Here is a 17,575-nt window from a genome sequence, read left to right on the forward strand (position 1 = left end):
AATCTTGCCCTACAAGCTGCTTGATAACTTAATAAATTAATGTGTCTAATTTTTCGGGGTCACTTCAACGCACTCCGGGGTCTCACCGATGCCTCATCTCCCACAGGAGTCTCCGTGTATACGGGCTGCTAGTAAGTTTATTTATAACGTAATCATGATTTCTTAAAGATATTATAGATACTTTATATTTAATAATTATAATCTATGCATGTACCGACATATATTAATTCCACTTCACTAGTCCGGGTGAGCGGAGGGCGGTGACTCCTGCGGGAAAAGCACGAGTCCGAAGACCCCGCAGAGTGGTTTTCTCGAGGAGGCTGAGGCCGTGCCCGCGGAAAGCATCCGCCCGCAGCGATCCCGGACGGCGACCCGAGAATATTACGTCGCAGTTTACGTCAACTACCTATCTTATCCTATGAAAAGACAACGCCTATTCTGTTATCGTTCGACTTTTGAACAAAACGTTTTAGATATGTGGTCTCAGCCTCTTACTGGATTTTAGCAATCTGATTCATTTTCCAAGGAAAATCAATATACGGATTACGGTTTCCTTGGATTTCGTATATTGCTTGGTTACGGTGTTTCTCATAGAGATCAGGTAAAAAATCACGATGCCATTTCAGTAAAAGGTCTATATCAACTTTATCTTTATGCTGATGTTCGATTTCATTTGGATACCTAAGTAAAAAATACAACACTGCCCTGGCAACGCTGCCTTTACCATACTCCGGCTCAAACAATCCCGTATCCGCTTTTCCACACGATTCTTCAATACGCTTTGTATTCATTCGTTCCGGGTTATAATCAGCAAAATCATGATAGGGATAATTGCTTCTGATTGAGTTGCATACAGGCTCACACGTAAACAAGTGGTGGAGGTCACCGCGCATTGGTTCTTGTTCGTTAAACCAGGATTGCGGCACGGAATGCTCACAATTAAATTTAAAATCAATTTCTATCCGCTTAAGTTGGTTATCATCCTCGGCCGCTATCCTTTTCATTTCTTCTTGTCGCTTTATAGAAGTTGCATAATCTTCCTGGATGACTTCCTCCGCCTGCCTCGATTTTCCAGAATAAATGCTAATAAGATTGCCGTCTGGACGCAGATCAACCCATGGATAAACAAACTCGCTCGGGTTATACCTGACTTTGTTCGTGTGCGTTTCTTGTAAAAGGTGTGTTAACGATTGAATCACGTTTTTATCGTTAACAAAATCAATAGAACGATAATATTGTTTGATCGTGAGCTTATCTTTTTCCTCGTCATAATACACTTTATTATCTTTCGTCATCTTTTCTTTTGTTTCTGTAAGCTGAAATAGAATGATATTCAAACGCTGGTGATCTGCTGGTACTGGGAGAAGTTTTTCTTTTTGCTTGTGAGATAAAGTCATTTTATATTCCTCCTACCAAATTGGGATTCTATTCAACAACTAAATACCTTAATTATCTATTTCTATCCCTATACCGGAATTCCTTTAAGATTATAAAAAATGCATTGTTGTACCTACAAGGTCCAACAATGCATTTTAGATTTAGTTAAGAGGTCACTAAAACTCGATCCAGCTCTTTACTGATCTCTTTTGAACGTCTAGCAGCATGATTTACCGCCTGAGAAATGGCTTCCCCACCATTGTATTTTTTAAGGGCGTCTAATCCGGCAGCCGTCGTACCATTTGGTGATGTTACTTTTTCTCTTAAATTAGCGGGGGATTCTTCTTTTTCTATAATCATTTTTGCCGCACCGTAAAGCGTTTGTGCAGCAATCTTGCGTGCGGTCTCGCCGTCCATTCCGCTTCCTTTTCCGATATTCTCCATTTGCTCCATTAAATAATAGAAATAAGCGGGGCCGCTTCCTGCCAAGCCTGTGAAGATATCCATTTGGGCTTCATCTATAACATACACTTTTCCCATGCACTCAAGCAGTTCCTGAACAAGTAATGTGTTATTGTTATCGCAATGAGCACCTGCTGACATTGCTGTGGCAGACTCTTGAATCATACTTGATGTGTTCGGCATTACCCGAATAACCTCTTGTCCCTGGTTAAGTCTTTCCTCCATATAGGAAGTGGATATTCCAGCAAGTACTGAGATAACAACTTGATTCGCACGGATTACATCTTTTATTGCTGCAAGAGTTTCTTCTGCCCCTTTTGGCTTCATCGCCAAAATAAAGAAATCAACCTCATCGTAAGGCATATCAGATAATGAAACAGTTCTTACGCCATATTTATACTTCATCCTATTTAAACGGTCTTGATTACATTTATTTGTAACGATAATTTGATCAGCCGGCACTTTTTCAGTTTGGATCAACCCAGAAATCATTGCCTCTGCCATAGATCCCGCACCTAAAAATGCGATTGTTTTTTGTTTTAACATAGTGATCTCTCCCACTTGTTTTGTCTTCCGTTCTTCATGACAACACTATGTAGGATAACATCTATATATAAACTTTCAAGGGATATACGGAAAGTCATGCGTAATTGAATCAATTAGTGAGGAAAAACGCTTCCATTTCATTTTAAACATACTAAAATCAACTCTCATCATCATTAATTCTTTCAAATCGCTCTATATGAAGAATAATTTTAATATAAAACAGATAGCCTGGAAGTATACCAGACTATCCGCTATTTGGTCTTTATTTAACAGCTGAGATTATCATAAACATTGGTCTGCGAAGCTCGTCTCTCATTGCTGGGCCATTCTTTAGCATTTCGCCGGTTGGTGTTGGTTCTTTAACTGCATGCAATGTAAACCCAGCTTCTATTAAATCATTTATATAAGTCGAGAAAGTACGATGATATTTAACCACATTCTCCGTTAAGAAATTAGTCTCTCTTCTTCCCTCCTCCTGATAATTGTCCACTGGCCAATGCAGACGATTTCCTTGTTCATCTATATACCAATTTTGTTCATTCCGTGATGTAAATATCGGATGTTCGACGGAAAAAATAAACGAACCACCAGACTTTAGACATTTATAAACCTTTTTGCAAAGTACATCAAATGATTTAACATAGTGAAAAGCCAGTGAACTGATTACAACATCAAATTGTGAATTGGAAAATGAAATATCTTCCACCGGCATGTTTACATATGAAATTGCCGGATCATTTGTCTTTTCACGTGCCTTTTGAAGCATTTTTTCGGATATATCAACCCCAATTACAGAACTTGCTTGCTGACCGCTGGCATATCTGCAATGCCAACCGAATCCGCATCCTAAATCAAGCACATGTTTATTGGACAATTCAGGGATTAATGCTTTAAATACCGGCCATTCCCCAGCAGCTTCAAGCCCGTTTATGGACCTTGGCATTTGTTCATATGCAGAGAAAAACGCTGCATCATCATATTTATTTTGTTTCATTGAATATACATCTCCTATACTTAAATAGCCTCCTAAAATGACATACTTAATTCTAGGAGGCTATTTCCGCTTGCCTTACTATAATCTCATTCACCTACCATTCCTGCTACCCGAATTAACCTTGAACCATAGTATATATGCACGTATCCCTAAGTTCTTTTCCATCAACAGAGCAATCCTCGTTTCTTAACACCCCTTCAAGATCAAATTTTAATCGTTCAGGTATCGCGCGGCTTTTTGTATTTTTAGCATCACAGCGAATTTCCACCCGCTTGGCGTTTAGTTCATTAAAAGCAAAATTAGTTATACCTTCCACCGCCTCGGATATAAATCCTTTACCGCTAAAACGGGAATCAATCCAATAACCTATTTCAAATTTGGGTACATCCCAATCAATTCGGTGCAGACCAGACGAACCTATTAATTTGCCGGTTTCCTTATGAAATAGGAGCAGCCGCAAATCCTCCCGTGCCAAGAATTTAATATGTGCTTCACGAATATTTATTTCAGCATCATCTTCACTTTGCTTGCTTTGCGCAAAAGGCAGCCATGGCTTTAATTCTTCAATTGATGCATTAATTGCTTCATATACAACTTGACCATCACCAGGCTTGGGGCATCTGATTAATAATCGTTCCGTTTCAAATGCATCTGGAAAGTCTAACAAAATAGGATTCATACAACACTCTCCCTTATGATTAGGTATAGAATAGTGAACAAAACATTATCGAAAACCTTTATATTCCCAATTAACTCAAGCCTTGTATACCCATTTAGATATTAATGATATACTTAAACAAAGGTGGGAATGAAATGAGCAGGATTATTTTATTCGATGGAGAATGTAATTTTTGTGATAAAAGTGTTCAATTCATTATCAAACGAGACCCTAAAGGCAACTTTAAATTTGCTTCGTTACAAAGTGATGTCGGAAATGATTTACTGAAAAGGTTTGATACCCCCAGAGATTTAGATAGCTTCATTCTGATTGAGAACAACCAGTGCTATAGCAAATCATCTGCCGCCCTTCGCGTGTGCAAACATTTAAAAGGCTTCTGGAAGTTTCTTTATATTTTCATGATTGTTCCGCGACCGATCCGGGATTTCTGTTATGAAATAGTAGCCAGGAATAGATATAAGTGGTTTGGCTCAAAAGAAAGCTGTATGCTGCCTTCACCCGAAGAAAGAAACAGATTCCTGTAATATTGGCGGATTAATTGTTCGGGTATGTTTCCTGCAAAAACGTTACAGACCGTTTTATTAAAGCTCTTAAAACATCTGGATCAATGTCCGCAACTTTATTTATGTACACACATGATTTGCCTGTCGTATGTTTACCGAAATCTTTTAATAATTTCTCACGTTCTTTATCACCAGTTGCAAAATACAAACTGATTTTTGCTTTACGTGGTGAAAACCGACAAGCGGCGCATCACCTTCATGACCGGATGCATATTTGTAATGATAGGATCCAAATCCAATAATGCTTGTCCCCCACATTTTTGCCAGATAACCCGTTGTTTCCGTAAAAATATCTAGTAATTTATATGCATCCTCACGCTTTTTAGGGTTTTCAATATGTTCAATAAACTCCATGACACTACTGTCGTTTTCTTTTGTTTTTAGTTCATACATATACGATCGCTCCTTTTCTAAAATAATTCTCCATTTATTCCAAGCTTAAAAATATATTCCTCTACTTCTTCGCCCCGCGCGTTAGAAAACCCTTTGTCCTCACCAGAAATGATGAATCCACACTTCTCCAGTACGCGAATGGAAGCTATGTTATCCTTGGCAGCACGTGCATAAAGCGGCCTAACTTTAACATAGGGCAGGAATTTTTGAAGAGCCTGTGAAGCTATTCCCTTTCCCCAATATTGCTTCCCAATCCAATAACTAACTTCAGGATTATCAAACTGTACAAAATTTGAAATGTTACCGGCAACCTTTCCATTATAGTAAATAGTCTTTTTGATGATGTTTTCATTTTCCAAAATGGAATTCCAATGTTTCATAAAGGCTTCTCTGTCACTTGGATCTTTAGAAGTAAATGCGGCCATATTGTTTGCAGAAGGATCAAGCTGCTGGTCAAAAAAGACATGGAGATCATTTTCAGTAACCTCCCTCAATTGAACTTGTCTGTAAGTAATCGGGTCCATTCATACTACCGCCTTCCATAAGTATCTAACTGTGTTTCCAACTCAATGTGCATAATATTAATAATCATAACATAAAATCATTTGTGGAAATTGAATTTTCAAATATTTAAAAGTCCCGTTTAAGCTATATGTGGACAAATTAAAAACGCCTGCAAACATGCAGACGTCTCTCGCGTTTATTTGTGGCGAAGAAGCTTGTGTTCACATTCACAAGTATTGCATTTATCCTTCGACTTACACAAATCAGCTCATCGCTAGATAAGTATATCATTGTTTTGAATGCAGCGCCACTAGTATTGAGTACACTGCCCTCCATACTTCTATGGTAGTTCATTTCCTGCTGCTCGATAAATTTCATACCATTCTTCTCTAGTAAGTTCGATATCAGAGGCTTTTGCAATGTTCGTAAGCCGTTCAGGATTCATTGTGCCAACAACTGTTTGAATTTTTGCCGGATGGCGTAAGATCCATGCTACAGCAATTGCCGACTTCGTTACTTCCCATTTATCGGCAATTTCCTGAAGTTTGGCATTAAGTTCAGGAAATTTTTCACTATCTACAAAAACACCTTCGAAATATCCGTATTGGAAAGGTGACCATGCCTGGATTGTCATATCATGCAAGCGACTATAATCCAAAATACTTTCGTCATGGTCGACAGAGTTAATATGTTTTGTATTCACTTGGAGACCTTTATCAATCATACCCGTATGCATAATACTTAATTGTAACTGGTTCACGATTAAATCCTGTTCCAGATACTTTTTTAAGAGTTCTATTTGCATTGAATTATGATTACTAACTCCGAAGTGCTGAACTTTACCGCTCTCTTTTAATACATTAAAAGCCTCCGCCACCTCTTCAGGCTCAACTAATGCGTCAGGTCGGTGCAGCAGAAGCACATCAATATAATCGGTATTTAATCGTCTTAAGCTTCCATCAACAGATTCCAAAATATGTTCCTTTGAAAAGTCAAAATAGCCTTTACGAATTCCGCATTTTGTTTGTAAAACTAATCTTTCCCGTAAGGAGGGATGCATCTTAATTGCGTCAGCAAAAATTTTTTCAGAATCTCCACCTCCATAGATATCAGCATGATCATAGAAGTCGATATCCAGATCCATAGCATGATGAATAACAGATGCCGCATCGTTAGTTGATAGATTACTAAGTCGCATACAGCCCAATGAAATATTAGAAACTTCCAAATCACTTTTTCCTAAACGAATCTTCCTCATTCGAACACCTCTTTCATTATTATGACTATTCTAGCATTTTAGAGGCTGCTTTAATAGAAGTGCGACTTGAATATAGATTAATTCTGAACGATTCGGTTCTCCTCTTCCAAGAATGATACAAAATGATAAACTGCTTTTACTGGCTGACTTTTTACCAGTGTAATATATTCATTCTTGCGGTGTTCAGAGGCTATATCGCTTTTCTGAATACGTTCAATAATATAGTCATTACTGATTTTCCGAATTTCCTTTTTGTGTGCTTTCGCCTCTTTAAAGAGCGCCATTCCAATTGCACCGATCGCAGCATAGATAACCAATGCTACTAATGATCTTTCACCGGGAACAACGAACAATAAAAAGAATAGATTAATAATAGAAATGGCAATTAGTGGAAATGACCACATCGTAAATTTAGAAACCTTCTTCATCAATGGAGCGATTACCTCTTGCAATTTCTCCATTTCCCGTTTAATAAAATTGGGAACATTAGTCATAAAAAAGTTCATTTAATCAATTCCTTTCGTCTGTAATAAAAAACGAGACCTTTGCCATTGTATGTTGGACAAAGGTCTCGCTGAACAATTTCTTGTTTAATAAGGCCGATGGATCAACCATGTATTGACGACCTTATCTCGGAGTTGGCTAGTCCAGCTCCAATGCTACTCCCCTTTATTAAAAAGGATTTATATTTAGTTTATAACTGTATTTTACCAAGATTATAGAAAAACTTCATCCTTTTTGTTTATCATTTCGTAACGCTTTATAAAAAGAGATAACCATTAGAAGCATAATTAACGAAAACGGAAGTGCTGCTGATATTAATGCATTTTGCAATGCCAGTAATCCCCCAGTATAAAGGAGTACAGAAGCTATTGCAGATTGGACTAATCCCCATACAAACTTAACGAAGGTCGAAGGAGATAGTGATCCATTTGTTGTCTGCATGCCTAAAACAAATGTAGCGGAATCCGCTGATGTAATAAAAAATGTTCCAATCAGCATAATCCCTAGTATGGATAAAACTGTGCTCAGTGGGAATGTGTCAAACAACCCAAACAATGCTTGCTCATCGGGGAGACCCGCAATATCTATTCCGCTATTTTGTGCTTCAATACCTGACATACCAAATGCTGCGAACCATAGGAAGCTGACAACCGACGGAACGATTAAAACACCTGACAGAAATTCCCGAATGGTTCGACCTTTGGAAACACGCGCAATAAAAATCCCAACGAATGGTGCCCAGGCAATCCACCAGGCCCAAAAGAAGACTGTCCAGTCCATAACCCATGCACGCTCTTCTTCACTATTTGGGGAAATACGAAAACTTTCAGCAGGAATCTTTTGAATATATGAACCAAGTGTATCGGTAAATGAATTCAAAATGTACATTGTAGGTCCAAGAATCAGAACAGCTAAGAAAAGAATACTAGCTAATAACATATTTGCATTACTTAAATATTTAATCCCTTTACTTAGACCAGTATAGGCAGATAACATAAAAAGCGCGGTTACAACTAAAATAATTACCAGCTGCACCCAAAAATCATCATCAACACCAAATAAATAGGTGAATCCTCCATTGATCTGAGTTGCCCCAAATCCTAGGCTGGTAGCCACTCCTACAATAGTTGCAAACACAGCAATAACATCGACAGCCTTCCCCCATGACCGATTCATTTTATTACCAAAAAGCGGTTCAAGTGCAGCGCTAATTAACCCTGGCTTACCATGGCGAAACATAAAATATGCAAGTACTAATGCCGTTACAGCATAGATTGCCCACGCGTGAACACCATAATGAAAGAACGTGATTCGCAATGAATCCTCAAGTGCTTCCCTTGTCCCTGCTTCTGCTGTGGGAGGGGTTTTTATATAATGTGAAACGGGTGAAGCTACACCATAAAAAACAAGCCCAATTCCCATCCCCGCACTAAATAACATAGCAAACCACGTAGGATAACTAAATTCTGGTTTATCGTTTTGCTTACCCAGCCTGATTTTTCCATATGGACTAAAAATTAAATACACGCAAAACACAACAAAAATAGTTACAAGAATTAAATAATACCAGCCAAAGTGAATGGATATATAATTCATAATTGCTCCAGAAACACTTCCAAATTTATCTGGAGTCACGATACCGAAAATAGATAAGACAATTGTAATGACCAATGTTATCCAAAAGACTGCAGTTACCTTTTTCATACAAATCCCCTTTCATTTATGCATTGTTAGTATTTCTGAAATTAGGGGTTCTATGCAGTAAGGCTGATGCATTATAGTCTGGATAAATTTATATAATAAAAAGCCTTGATATCATTTCATATCAAGACCTCATACGATAAACTTTATCAATTTGCGTTCATTTATGCCTTTTAGGACAGCTTCTAATGCTGTTTTATTTCCGTGTATATCCGATATTATTGCAAGTTTGATCACGATGATTCCACATGAATTCTTTCATATTTATTTAATTAACTGAAATCGTTGCTTTACTTCATAGTTTCCGTAGACTGCGACATAAGTATTACATTTTATGATGTTCTTCGATTCCGCAGCCCGTATACACTACGCTTTCCGTGGGCGGCTGATGAGCCTCCTCGTGCTGACGCACTCCGGGGTCTCACCGATGCCTCATCTCCCACAGGAGTCTCCGTGTATACGGGCTGCTAGTATGAGGGTAAATGATTTTTCTATTTCGTTCTACTCATCATTGCAATGAGATTATAATGCACTACATATGATATTGTCGGTTATTTTATAATATTCTCAAGCTAGTTTTAATTTATCGGAATATGAATTATTCCTTACCTCGCAGTTTACGTCTTTTATGAAACAACATCTATTAAAAAACCTAAATATCGATCATAAATCCGAGAGTGAATATGGAATTATTGGAAACGCTAATTTCTGGAGGTGTACAAAATGGATAATAATCATCGCGAATATAGAACTGGTCAAGGTGTACCGAAAAATGGCGAGTATATCTGCCAGTCCGGAAAAACAGTAACATTTAATGAAAATGAGGAGTTCCCTGTTTGCCCTGTTAGTGGTGAGGAAACAGGTTGGCAGCACAAAGACGTTAAGGAATAAAAACAAGGGAAATTCCCTTGTTTTTATTCCACACCACTTTCCAAAATATGGAATTTCACCTTTTCACAATCAATCTTTGACAATGCTCCGTACGGCAAGATAATCTTCGGTTCCGTATGACCGAAATTCAAGTTATAAAGGATTGGCAGATTTTCAAGACTATATTCCTTCATAATGTTTAAAATCTCCTCTTTATATTCCTCGTAATACTTTTCATGAATCGGTTTACCAAAAATAATTCCATTTACCTGATGCAAAATACCTTGCGCAGCATAATTCCGCAGCCAATACCGAATAAATTCTGGAGCAGGCTGGTCTTCGGACGTTTCAAAGAAGAGAATGCCATCTTTCCAATACTCCGATTTCGGCCAAAGCGGTGTACCTTTAGCAAATTCCAGAACATCTATGCAGCCACCTATCAAACGACCTTGCGCAACACCTGATCCTTGAAGCAATTCATATCCGGTGTTAGGCTGCATTGTCCGCCGTGTATGCTTATTCGATTCAACCCATTCCAAAAACTCACTTGTCCATTTTAACGCGGGTTTAATTTCACCAATAACCTCACTTGAGAAAAGTGTGCGTTCTATCATTTCGATTGTGTACGGGTCCATATCCATGTTTTCAGCAAAATCCGTTAATATTGCCGGACCATAAAAAGATGAAATCCCCGCTTTATGGCAAAACAGATGTGAAACGGTTACATCTGAATAGCCCATGAAAATTTTCGGATTATCTCGTATAACATCAAAATCTATAAAGGGAAGTAAACGAATACTATCATCCCCACCGATATTTGCGAAGATTCCTTTAATGTTCTTATCCCTGAACGCCGTCATCAAGTCCCAAGCTCGAGCCCTGGGATTTTCATACGTAAATTCCGTTCCTTTTAAACTATTTGGCATCGGCACAACTTCAAGGCCAAATATTTCCTTTAATCGTTGAACCCCCTGCTCATAACGCCATCTGATTTCAGGATCACCCGCACCTCCCCATGATGGGCTAACAGTTGCAACACGGTCCCCCCGCTGCAGTTTTTGAGGTTTGATCAACATGTTGAACACCACCTTATTCATCTATCTATTTATCATTCGCTCATCTCTGCCATTTTCCTTTTTACCGATTAAATGATTCATTATTCTGAATTCCATAGATGTCATCATAAAGCTTTTCAAAAACAGCTATCATTTGAAAAAAGTCTTTATTGTATGCTTCATTGTCAACCGTCCATGAAGTTGCTAAAACAGTATGGCAATATCCCCAAAGAAGAATTCTCTCCCTATCCAGGTTTAGTTCATTCGCGAAAATTTCCACCCGTCTTTTAATCACCTCATAAACGCCTTTATCTGGCAGGTTATTTAACAGATATTGAATTAAATCATACTCAATCTCGCCAATCAAACCCTTGGGATCAATTGCCTTCCATCCGCCGTCACCTGCAGCAAGTATATTATAGTGATGGAAATCCCCATGCAGAAGTAACTGTTGTTTTGTTGTATGATTCATATATGTAAAAACTTTTAACGCTTTTTGGAGTGTCTGAGCCGAAATAGGACCAATTCCATTTGTATTTTCCTTCACTATTTTTCTCAGTTCTTCTTCCCTCGTCATTATAGTGGGAATTCTAGTATTAATCGGGGCTGGGGCAGCCAATTCTTTCATAACATTAGCTGCAATTTGACAAGCCTCCTCTTCATCCGTTATTTCCGCAAGCGTACATCCAGGTGAAAGCTTTTCAAGAATCAATATGCCATTTTCTTTATTATAATCGATTAATTGCACTATTTTCTTATGAAACAATTGTAATGCTTCAAGTTCAGCCAAAAAACCGCTTCCGGGAATGCAGATTTTAACAACCGCTTCCTTCCCATTTTGCATAGTTGCCGGGGCAACGTAATTAACGGAAAGGGTATATGGTTCATGCATTTTTACCGACCATTTGTTTTCACAATACTGAATTAAACTCGGCAAATCCTGCAGCCATTCCTTACCTTGCTCTTTGAAATATAGACGGACTGTTTGAACGAATTGTTTTTGCAGGTACATACTTCATCTCCCCAACTCTCGGCATATTATCTATTAATACAACTATATCAAATCACAATGTTTGAATATATCATTCACGGGAAAATGATAAATAGAAGCTTGGAATATGGCGGGAGGTGTTCATGATGACTAACCAGATTTTTGGACCCTATCACTCTATCGAGAAAGCAGTTGCAGCAGTAAACATATTGGAATTGAAAGGATACAAAGCAAGTAATATAACCATTTTCTCCAGTGAAAATAAAGCTGTAGAACTAGATGAGCAAACAGATGTGAATGTTGAAGGCGAGTCAACAAATAACGAATCTTTCAGAGATAAAATCACAAGTATATTCAACAAGGATATAACCCCCGATTATAATATCCATGACAAATTGATGGACTATGGGCTATCAAATAAGCAGTCTGAAAAATACATGGAAAGAATCGAATCTGGTGAGGTGCTAGTTATTGTTGATGATGAATTGAGAATGGGTAACGACGCGACCGTTAAAACCGTAACAATGGAAGTAGATGCAATTCACAGTGATTAAAGAAAGTGAACAGTTCCATAAACTGTTCGCTATAGCATTTTTCAAAACCCACCCAACATCAGTTCCCTATTCCGTTATTACCTGCTAAACTAGATATAATGAATAGTAACAGGTGATAACATGACAAATGTGATTAAAATATCGGTAAGACATCTAGTAGAATACGTGTATAAAAGCGGAAGCATTGAATCAGGATTCCGGACCGCTACTGCACTTACAGATGGTACGAAAGCCCACCAAAAGATACAGAAAACATACGGCGAAAACGATCAAAAAGAGGTTTATGTAAAGACAGAAATCCCTTATGAAAATATAGTTATACAGGTTGACGGACGCTGTGATGGTCTGCTTTTTCATGAAAATGGTTCAGTTACAGTTGATGAGATTAAATCTACCATGCACCCACTTGACATAATCGAAGAAAATTCATATCCAGTCCATTGGGCTCAAGCATGTTTTTATGCATATATTTATGCAAAGGATCATGAGCTGGCGGATATAACAGTTCAGTTAACATATGTTCACGTCAAAACGGAAAAACAAAAACGATTTCAGCGATTCATGCCTATTGCTGATTTGGAAGCATTCGTAGTGGAAGTGGTGCAAAAATATGCAGCATATGCCAAGGCTAGATTGCAGCATAAAATCAACAGAAACACTAGCAGTAAAGAACTCTCCTTCCCATTTGCAATGTATCGGGAAGGACAGCGCAAACTTGCTGGATCTGTTTACAAGACAATACAGGATAAAAAGGTGTTGTTTGCAAAAGCTTCAACGGGAATCGGCAAAACCATGTCGACCATATTTCCCGCAGTGAAGGCAATGGGGGAAGGTCGCCTGCAGCGCATTTTTTACCTAACAGCAAAAACGATTACGAGAACAGCGGCAGAAGAAGCATTTCGATTATTGATTGAGAATGGATTAGATATAAAAGTCGTTACAATAACAGCGAAAGATAAAATTTGTTTTCAGGAAGAGACAATTTGCACTGCAGAGCATTGCCCGTTTGCCAAGGGGTACTATGACCGAATTAATGAAGCAATTCTGGATATCTTTGAACATGAATCCATCATGACTCGACCAGTGATTGAAGTGTATGCCAGAAAACACCGTGTTTGTCCATTCGAATTTTCACTTGATATCGCTTATGCCGCAGATGCTATTATTTGTGATTATAATTATATCTTTGATCCAAAGGTTTCCTTAAAGCGCCTTTTAGAGGAACAGAAAAAACAAACCGCATTGCTTGTAGATGAAGCCCATAACATGGTTGATCGTGCTCGTGAAATGTATTCTGCTGAACTTTTTAAATCCGATTTCCTTAGGGTCAAAAAAGATTATAAAGGAATAAATGATGCAATTGCTGATGCAGCAAAATCTATCAACGTTCATTTGGCTGAAAAAAGAAAACGGAAGAATTTAATTGAAAAAGAATTGGATGAAAAACTAGCAATTCTAGTGGAAAAATTTGCAGAAGTTACAGAAGTGGAATTAGTGCAAAATGAAAATCCCAGTCAGCATTTACTGGATACGTATTTTGCAGCAAACACCTTTTCAAAAATCTCCAGACTTTACGATAAGCGATTTACAACCTATGTTGAGCTTGAAAATCGTGAAGTAAGAGTGAAATTATTTTGCCTGGATCCATCTTATCTCATTCAGCAAATGGGAAAAGGCTTTCGATCCAAGATTTTCTTTTCAGCTACATTAGCACCAGCCAATTATTATAAGAATTTATTAGGTGGAACAATGGAAGACTATGTACTCTCCATCCCCTCACCATTTGCCCGGGAAAATATAGAGGTGCTGATTCAACCATTGTCCACCCGTTATCGTGACCGTGATCATACGCTCAGACCGATGATTCGATTTATCATGGATGTTTTAACTAAAACTGCAGGTAATTTTCTTATCTTTTTTCCATCCTATAGCTATATGAATACCGTATTTGAAGCATTTAAACAGAATGCGCCGGATATAAAAACCATTGTTCAGGATGCAGGAATGTCAGAAAGTTTGCGAGAAGAATTTTTAGGTAAATTCCAACCAAACGTGGAACAAAGAATTGTAGGGTTTGCAGTACTCGGCGGGATCTTTTCAGAAGGTGTAGATTTAAAGGGTGATAGGCTCCGCGGGGTTATAGTGGTTGGTGTTGGACTTCCGCAAATCGGATTGGAAAGAGACATCATAAAAGATTATTTTACCTCAGTGGGGCAAAATGGCTTTGATTATGCCTATGTTTACCCTGGGATGAACAAGGTTTTGCAAGCAGGTGGCAGACTGATCAGATCGGATTCGGATCAAGGCACCATTGTCCTGATCGATGATCGCTTTTTACAGCCGAAATACCAGGCACTATTGCCAGAAGAGTGGAGGCATTTTGAAATTGTTCATAATCAATAACTATAAAGAAGCTGCAGTCGATTTGTTTTCGATTGCAGCTTCTTAATTTGATATTAGGAACACACCGGAGATTCACCGGCTTATCCTCTAGTTCATCTTATTAACATATTGACGCATATTATCAGTCATACCTGATAAACAAATTTTCGCTGGGTCTTTATCAATGTCAAATTCAATTGTCGAACCATCAGTTGGTAACGTTTCCTGGAAAACCTTCTCATATTCTTCAACAGTCACTTCAGTTCTTGATGAGAATAGTTCAGCATGTTGATCCACACGTAAATATTCACGATAATTTGGCTGCAAAATACCAGTAAAAAACTCCCCTACAGCTCCAGAACCATAACTAAATAGCCCGATTCTTGAACCCTCTTTCAAATCTCCTTTTTGTTCAAGAAGTGAAAGCAGGCTTAAATAAAGTGATCCCGTATAAATATTTCCAACGTTCCTGTTATAGGTCGTGCTTATTTTGTAGTTTTCCAATAACCGTTCTTTATCTTCTTCTGTTCCTTCGTCTAATATTGTTCTTAGCGCCTTAAGTCCCATTTTCGTGTATGGAAGATGAAAGCAGATTGCCTCTAAATCTTTAAGTTCTAACCCTGTCTTCTCTTTGTAGGCTTCCCATATTTTTGAAAAGAACAAAATATATTGCTCATTTGAATATTTACCATCAACAAATGCTTTATCAGAATATACTGGTCGCCAGAAATCCATAATATCAGATGTCAAATAAGCACTTTGCTCTTCAAGTTCCAGAATTTTAGGATCTGCGCTGATAACTAATGCAACCGCTCCTGCCCCTTGAGTAGCTTCTCCTGAGGTATTTAAACCATATCTGGCAATATCCGAACCCAGGACTAAAACTTTCTTTGTTGGATTTAATGCGATATGCCCTTTCGCCATCTGGATAGCAGCTGTCGCCCCATAGCATGCCTGTTTTACTTCGATTGCCCGAGCATGTGGATTTAGCCCTAACAAGTGATGAACATAAATTCCTGCAGATTTCGAATGATCAATGCCTGATTCCGTCCCAAAAATACAAAGATCAATAGCTTCCTTATCCTTTTCGTCCACGATTTCAAAAGCTGCATTTGCCGCAAGTGTTACGGAATCCTGCGTGATTGGAGGGATAGCCATTTTTTCCTGTCCAATTCCTATTGTAAACTTTTCTGGTTCCACATTCCTTTTGACTGCTAATTTGTTCATATCTACATATAAATGAGGTGTGTAAAAGCCAATTTTTTCAATACCTATTTTCAATTTATGCTCCTGCCTATCTATATAAGTTTAATATATAATGTAGTAACATTAATAAATAATAATATAGTCAAGTTCGAAATACAATTATTTGAGATAATCATTAAGTGGTAAAAATGTGAACTTGAAAAAAATTATGGACTCCATTCAAGTGTGTGAAGTAGATAAGAAAACCTGGATTAACGCTAATCCAACCGCTCCCGCTAATAGAAAAAGCTTTAACCAGTGTGAATCCATGAAAATGCACCCATTTTTTAAATAACAGACATATTAATAGAGGCCATCCATATTAGGACAACCTCTTTGCTTAAGCCATTTTGTTTTCCCTGATATATATACGCGGGACTCTTTTCCCAATCAGGGAAGCTGCTTCATAATGAATGGTATGCATCTGATCAGCTACTTCTGCCAAAGAAATATACCCATCACCCGGATCACCGAATATAGTAATCACATCTTCCGAGCTAAACGGTTCAATTTCCGTCACATTAATCATCGCCTGATCCATACAAATCCGACCAACGATAGGTGCCCGTTGTCCATTAATGGTTACATTTCCTGTATTCGATAATGCCCGTGAAAATCCGTCTGCATAGCCAACCGGAATCGTCGTAATTGTAGAGTTTTTTGCTGGAGCATACGTACATCCGTAACTGATTGGCTGACCGATCGGTACCGTTTTCGTCATAACTGATTTTGTTTTGAAGCTCATCGCTTGCCTTAAGCTGATTTTTTCTTGCAGATGCTCACTTGGGTATAACCCATACATACTTACCCCCACCCGAACCATATCTAAATGCATCTCCGGATATGCAATCGTTCCTGCACTGTTGCAACAATGTTTAATAGGTATTTGAACGTCATGCTCTTCCAGATAATCAATCAGCTTATTAAAACGATTAAACTGTTTATTAGTATACGCAGAATCAACATTGTCCGCATCAGCAAAATGCGTAAAGATTCCTTCTATTAAAACAAATGGAGATGATATTGACTGAATCAATTGAAATACCGCTGTTTCACTGATTAACCCGATTCTGCTCATCCCTGTATCAATTTTTATGTGAATACGAGCTTTTTTTTCATTTTCTTCAGAAATATCGTTAATCCTCTTGATTACATCCTGCGTAAATACAGTCAATGCAATATCGTTCATAATTGCATCTTCTGCGGCAGAAGGGGGAGTGTAACCAAGAACTAAAATAGGAAAATCTATCCCTGCGTCCCGAAGTTCCATTGCCTCATCCAGCAAGGCAACCGCTAAATAGTCTGCACCCGATTGGATTGCCGTTTTTGCGATTTCGACAGCACCATGCCCATAACCATCTGCTTTTACAACAGCCATAAGTCTGCAATTATTGTGTATATGCCCCTTAAAAGCTTTTACATTTTCCCGAATAGCATCCAATGAAACCTCTACCCATGTATCTCGATAGCTTCCATGCTTCACAACTAATTCCCCCT

The 17,575-nt window shown here is 38.2% G+C and carries 16 protein-coding genes and 1 pseudogene; 4 read left to right on the forward strand and 13 right to left on the reverse strand.

Annotation, left to right across the window (positions count from 1 at the left end):
- Positions 1-491: 491 nt before the first annotated feature.
- The 4 genes from IEV74_RS15445 to IEV74_RS15460 all read right to left on the reverse strand — a co-directional run bounded on the left by IEV74_RS15445 (position 492) and on the right by IEV74_RS15460 (position 4,058).
- Entirely contained in the window at positions 492-1,397 is a 906-nt protein-coding gene (locus tag IEV74_RS15445) for an endonuclease I family protein (RefSeq protein ID WP_188456276.1), read from the reverse strand.
- Positions 1,398-1,542: 145 nt separating this feature from the next.
- Positions 1,543-2,385 (reverse strand): pyrroline-5-carboxylate reductase, encoded by an 843-nt coding sequence (gene proC / locus IEV74_RS15450; protein WP_188456277.1) that lies wholly within the window; start codon positions 2,383-2,385, stop codon positions 1,543-1,545.
- A gap of 262 nt (positions 2,386-2,647) precedes the next feature.
- A complete protein-coding gene (locus tag IEV74_RS15455) occupies positions 2,648-3,379 on the reverse strand; it encodes a class I SAM-dependent methyltransferase (RefSeq protein WP_188456278.1) in 732 nt (243 codons plus the stop codon).
- Positions 3,380-3,494: 115 nt separating this feature from the next.
- Positions 3,495-4,058 carry a GNAT family N-acetyltransferase gene (locus IEV74_RS15460; protein WP_188456279.1) on the reverse strand — a complete coding sequence of 188 codons (564 nt, stop codon included), beginning with the start codon at positions 4,056-4,058 and terminating at the stop codon, positions 3,495-3,497.
- Positions 4,059-4,192: 134 nt separating this feature from the next.
- On the opposite strand from IEV74_RS15460, the gene IEV74_RS15465 reads away from it, so the two are divergent.
- Entirely contained in the window at positions 4,193-4,582 is a 390-nt protein-coding gene (locus tag IEV74_RS15465; protein ID WP_188456280.1) for a thiol-disulfide oxidoreductase DCC family protein, read from the forward strand.
- A 10-nt stretch (positions 4,583-4,592) separates the two neighbouring features.
- Here IEV74_RS15465 and IEV74_RS15470 read toward each other — a convergent pair.
- From IEV74_RS15470 to IEV74_RS15490, 5 genes and pseudogenes are all read right to left on the reverse strand, one after another.
- Positions 4,593-5,014, reverse strand: a pseudogene (locus tag IEV74_RS15470) (DUF1801 domain-containing protein).
- A 17-nt stretch (positions 5,015-5,031) separates the two neighbouring features.
- Entirely contained in the window at positions 5,032-5,538 is a 507-nt protein-coding gene (locus tag IEV74_RS15475) for a GNAT family N-acetyltransferase (protein ID WP_188456281.1), read from the reverse strand.
- A gap of 320 nt (positions 5,539-5,858) precedes the next feature.
- Positions 5,859-6,776: an aldo/keto reductase gene (locus IEV74_RS15480; RefSeq protein WP_188456282.1), complete on the reverse strand. Its 918-nt coding sequence runs from the start codon at positions 6,774-6,776 to the stop codon at positions 5,859-5,861.
- A gap of 77 nt (positions 6,777-6,853) precedes the next feature.
- Positions 6,854-7,282: a DUF5392 family protein gene (locus tag IEV74_RS15485; protein WP_188456283.1), complete on the reverse strand. Its 429-nt coding sequence runs from the start codon at positions 7,280-7,282 to the stop codon at positions 6,854-6,856.
- A gap of 223 nt (positions 7,283-7,505) precedes the next feature.
- Complete coding sequence (locus IEV74_RS15490) at positions 7,506-8,984, reverse strand: BCCT family transporter (protein ID WP_188456284.1); 1,479 nt, start codon at positions 8,982-8,984, stop codon at positions 7,506-7,508.
- Between the two features lie 720 nt (positions 8,985-9,704).
- Here IEV74_RS15490 and IEV74_RS15495 point away from each other — a divergent pair.
- On the forward strand, positions 9,705-9,872 hold the full coding sequence (locus IEV74_RS15495) for a hypothetical protein (protein ID WP_188456285.1): 168 nt from the start codon (positions 9,705-9,707) through the stop codon (positions 9,870-9,872).
- Between the two features lie 23 nt (positions 9,873-9,895).
- Here the strand turns inward: IEV74_RS15495 and IEV74_RS15500 are convergent, their stop codons facing one another.
- Together IEV74_RS15500 and IEV74_RS15505 are read right to left on the reverse strand one after the other, a co-directional pair.
- Positions 9,896-10,927 (reverse strand): S66 family peptidase, encoded by a 1,032-nt coding sequence (locus IEV74_RS15500; RefSeq protein WP_188456286.1) that lies wholly within the window; start codon positions 10,925-10,927, stop codon positions 9,896-9,898.
- Positions 10,928-10,988: 61 nt separating this feature from the next.
- A complete protein-coding gene (locus tag IEV74_RS15505; protein WP_188456287.1) occupies positions 10,989-11,918 on the reverse strand; it encodes an aminoglycoside phosphotransferase family protein in 930 nt (309 codons plus the stop codon).
- Between the two features lie 125 nt (positions 11,919-12,043).
- On the opposite strand from IEV74_RS15505, the gene IEV74_RS15510 reads away from it, so the two are divergent.
- Positions 12,044-12,451 carry a general stress protein gene (locus IEV74_RS15510; protein WP_188456288.1) on the forward strand — a complete coding sequence of 136 codons (408 nt, stop codon included), beginning with the start codon at positions 12,044-12,046 and terminating at the stop codon, positions 12,449-12,451.
- Between the two features lie 120 nt (positions 12,452-12,571).
- Positions 12,572-14,854: an ATP-dependent DNA helicase gene (locus IEV74_RS15515; protein WP_188456289.1), complete on the forward strand. Its 2,283-nt coding sequence runs from the start codon at positions 12,572-12,574 to the stop codon at positions 14,852-14,854.
- Positions 14,855-14,941: 87 nt separating this feature from the next.
- Here the strand turns inward: IEV74_RS15515 and IEV74_RS15520 are convergent, their stop codons facing one another.
- Positions 14,942-16,114 carry a hydroxymethylglutaryl-CoA synthase gene (locus tag IEV74_RS15520; RefSeq protein ID WP_188456290.1) on the reverse strand — a complete coding sequence of 391 codons (1,173 nt, stop codon included), beginning with the start codon at positions 16,112-16,114 and terminating at the stop codon, positions 14,942-14,944.
- 304 nt (positions 16,115-16,418) lie between these two features.
- On the reverse strand, positions 16,419-17,561 hold the full coding sequence (gene alr, locus IEV74_RS15525; RefSeq protein ID WP_188456291.1) for an alanine racemase: 1,143 nt from the start codon (positions 17,559-17,561) through the stop codon (positions 16,419-16,421).
- Positions 17,562-17,575: the final 14 nt, after the last annotated feature.

This window comes from Virgibacillus oceani, from assembly GCF_014638995.1.
GTDB classification, from domain to species: domain Bacteria; phylum Bacillota; class Bacilli; order Bacillales; family Amphibacillaceae; genus Virgibacillus_E; species Virgibacillus_E oceani.

What these genes read in the sequence shown, in the direction of transcription:
- IEV74_RS15515 (WP_188456289.1), top strand. Translation starts at nt 12,572, where the DNA reads ATGACAAATGTGATTAAAATATCGGTAAGACATCTAGTAGAATACGTG.
- IEV74_RS15445 (WP_188456276.1), bottom strand. Translation starts at nt 1,397, where the DNA reads ATGACTTTATCTCACAAGCAAAAAGAAAAACTTCTCCCAGTACCAGCA.
- IEV74_RS15500 (WP_188456286.1), bottom strand. Translation starts at nt 10,927, where the DNA reads ATGTTGATCAAACCTCAAAAACTGCAGCGGGGGGACCGTGTTGCAACT.
- IEV74_RS15485 (WP_188456283.1), bottom strand. Translation starts at nt 7,282, where the DNA reads ATGAACTTTTTTATGACTAATGTTCCCAATTTTATTAAACGGGAAATG.
- IEV74_RS15505 (WP_188456287.1), bottom strand. Translation starts at nt 11,918, where the DNA reads ATGTACCTGCAAAAACAATTCGTTCAAACAGTCCGTCTATATTTCAAA.
- IEV74_RS15465 (WP_188456280.1), top strand. Translation starts at nt 4,193, where the DNA reads ATGAGCAGGATTATTTTATTCGATGGAGAATGTAATTTTTGTGATAAA.
- IEV74_RS15495 (WP_188456285.1), top strand. Translation starts at nt 9,705, where the DNA reads ATGGATAATAATCATCGCGAATATAGAACTGGTCAAGGTGTACCGAAA.
- IEV74_RS15475 (WP_188456281.1), bottom strand. Translation starts at nt 5,538, where the DNA reads ATGGACCCGATTACTTACAGACAAGTTCAATTGAGGGAGGTTACTGAA.
- IEV74_RS15490 (WP_188456284.1), bottom strand. Translation starts at nt 8,984, where the DNA reads ATGAAAAAGGTAACTGCAGTCTTTTGGATAACATTGGTCATTACAATT.
- IEV74_RS15460 (WP_188456279.1), bottom strand. Translation starts at nt 4,058, where the DNA reads ATGAATCCTATTTTGTTAGACTTTCCAGATGCATTTGAAACGGAACGA.
- proC (WP_188456277.1), bottom strand. Translation starts at nt 2,385, where the DNA reads ATGTTAAAACAAAAAACAATCGCATTTTTAGGTGCGGGATCTATGGCA.
- IEV74_RS15480 (WP_188456282.1), bottom strand. Translation starts at nt 6,776, where the DNA reads ATGAGGAAGATTCGTTTAGGAAAAAGTGATTTGGAAGTTTCTAATATT.
- IEV74_RS15455 (WP_188456278.1), bottom strand. Translation starts at nt 3,379, where the DNA reads ATGAAACAAAATAAATATGATGATGCAGCGTTTTTCTCTGCATATGAA.
- IEV74_RS15510 (WP_188456288.1), top strand. Translation starts at nt 12,044, where the DNA reads ATGACTAACCAGATTTTTGGACCCTATCACTCTATCGAGAAAGCAGTT.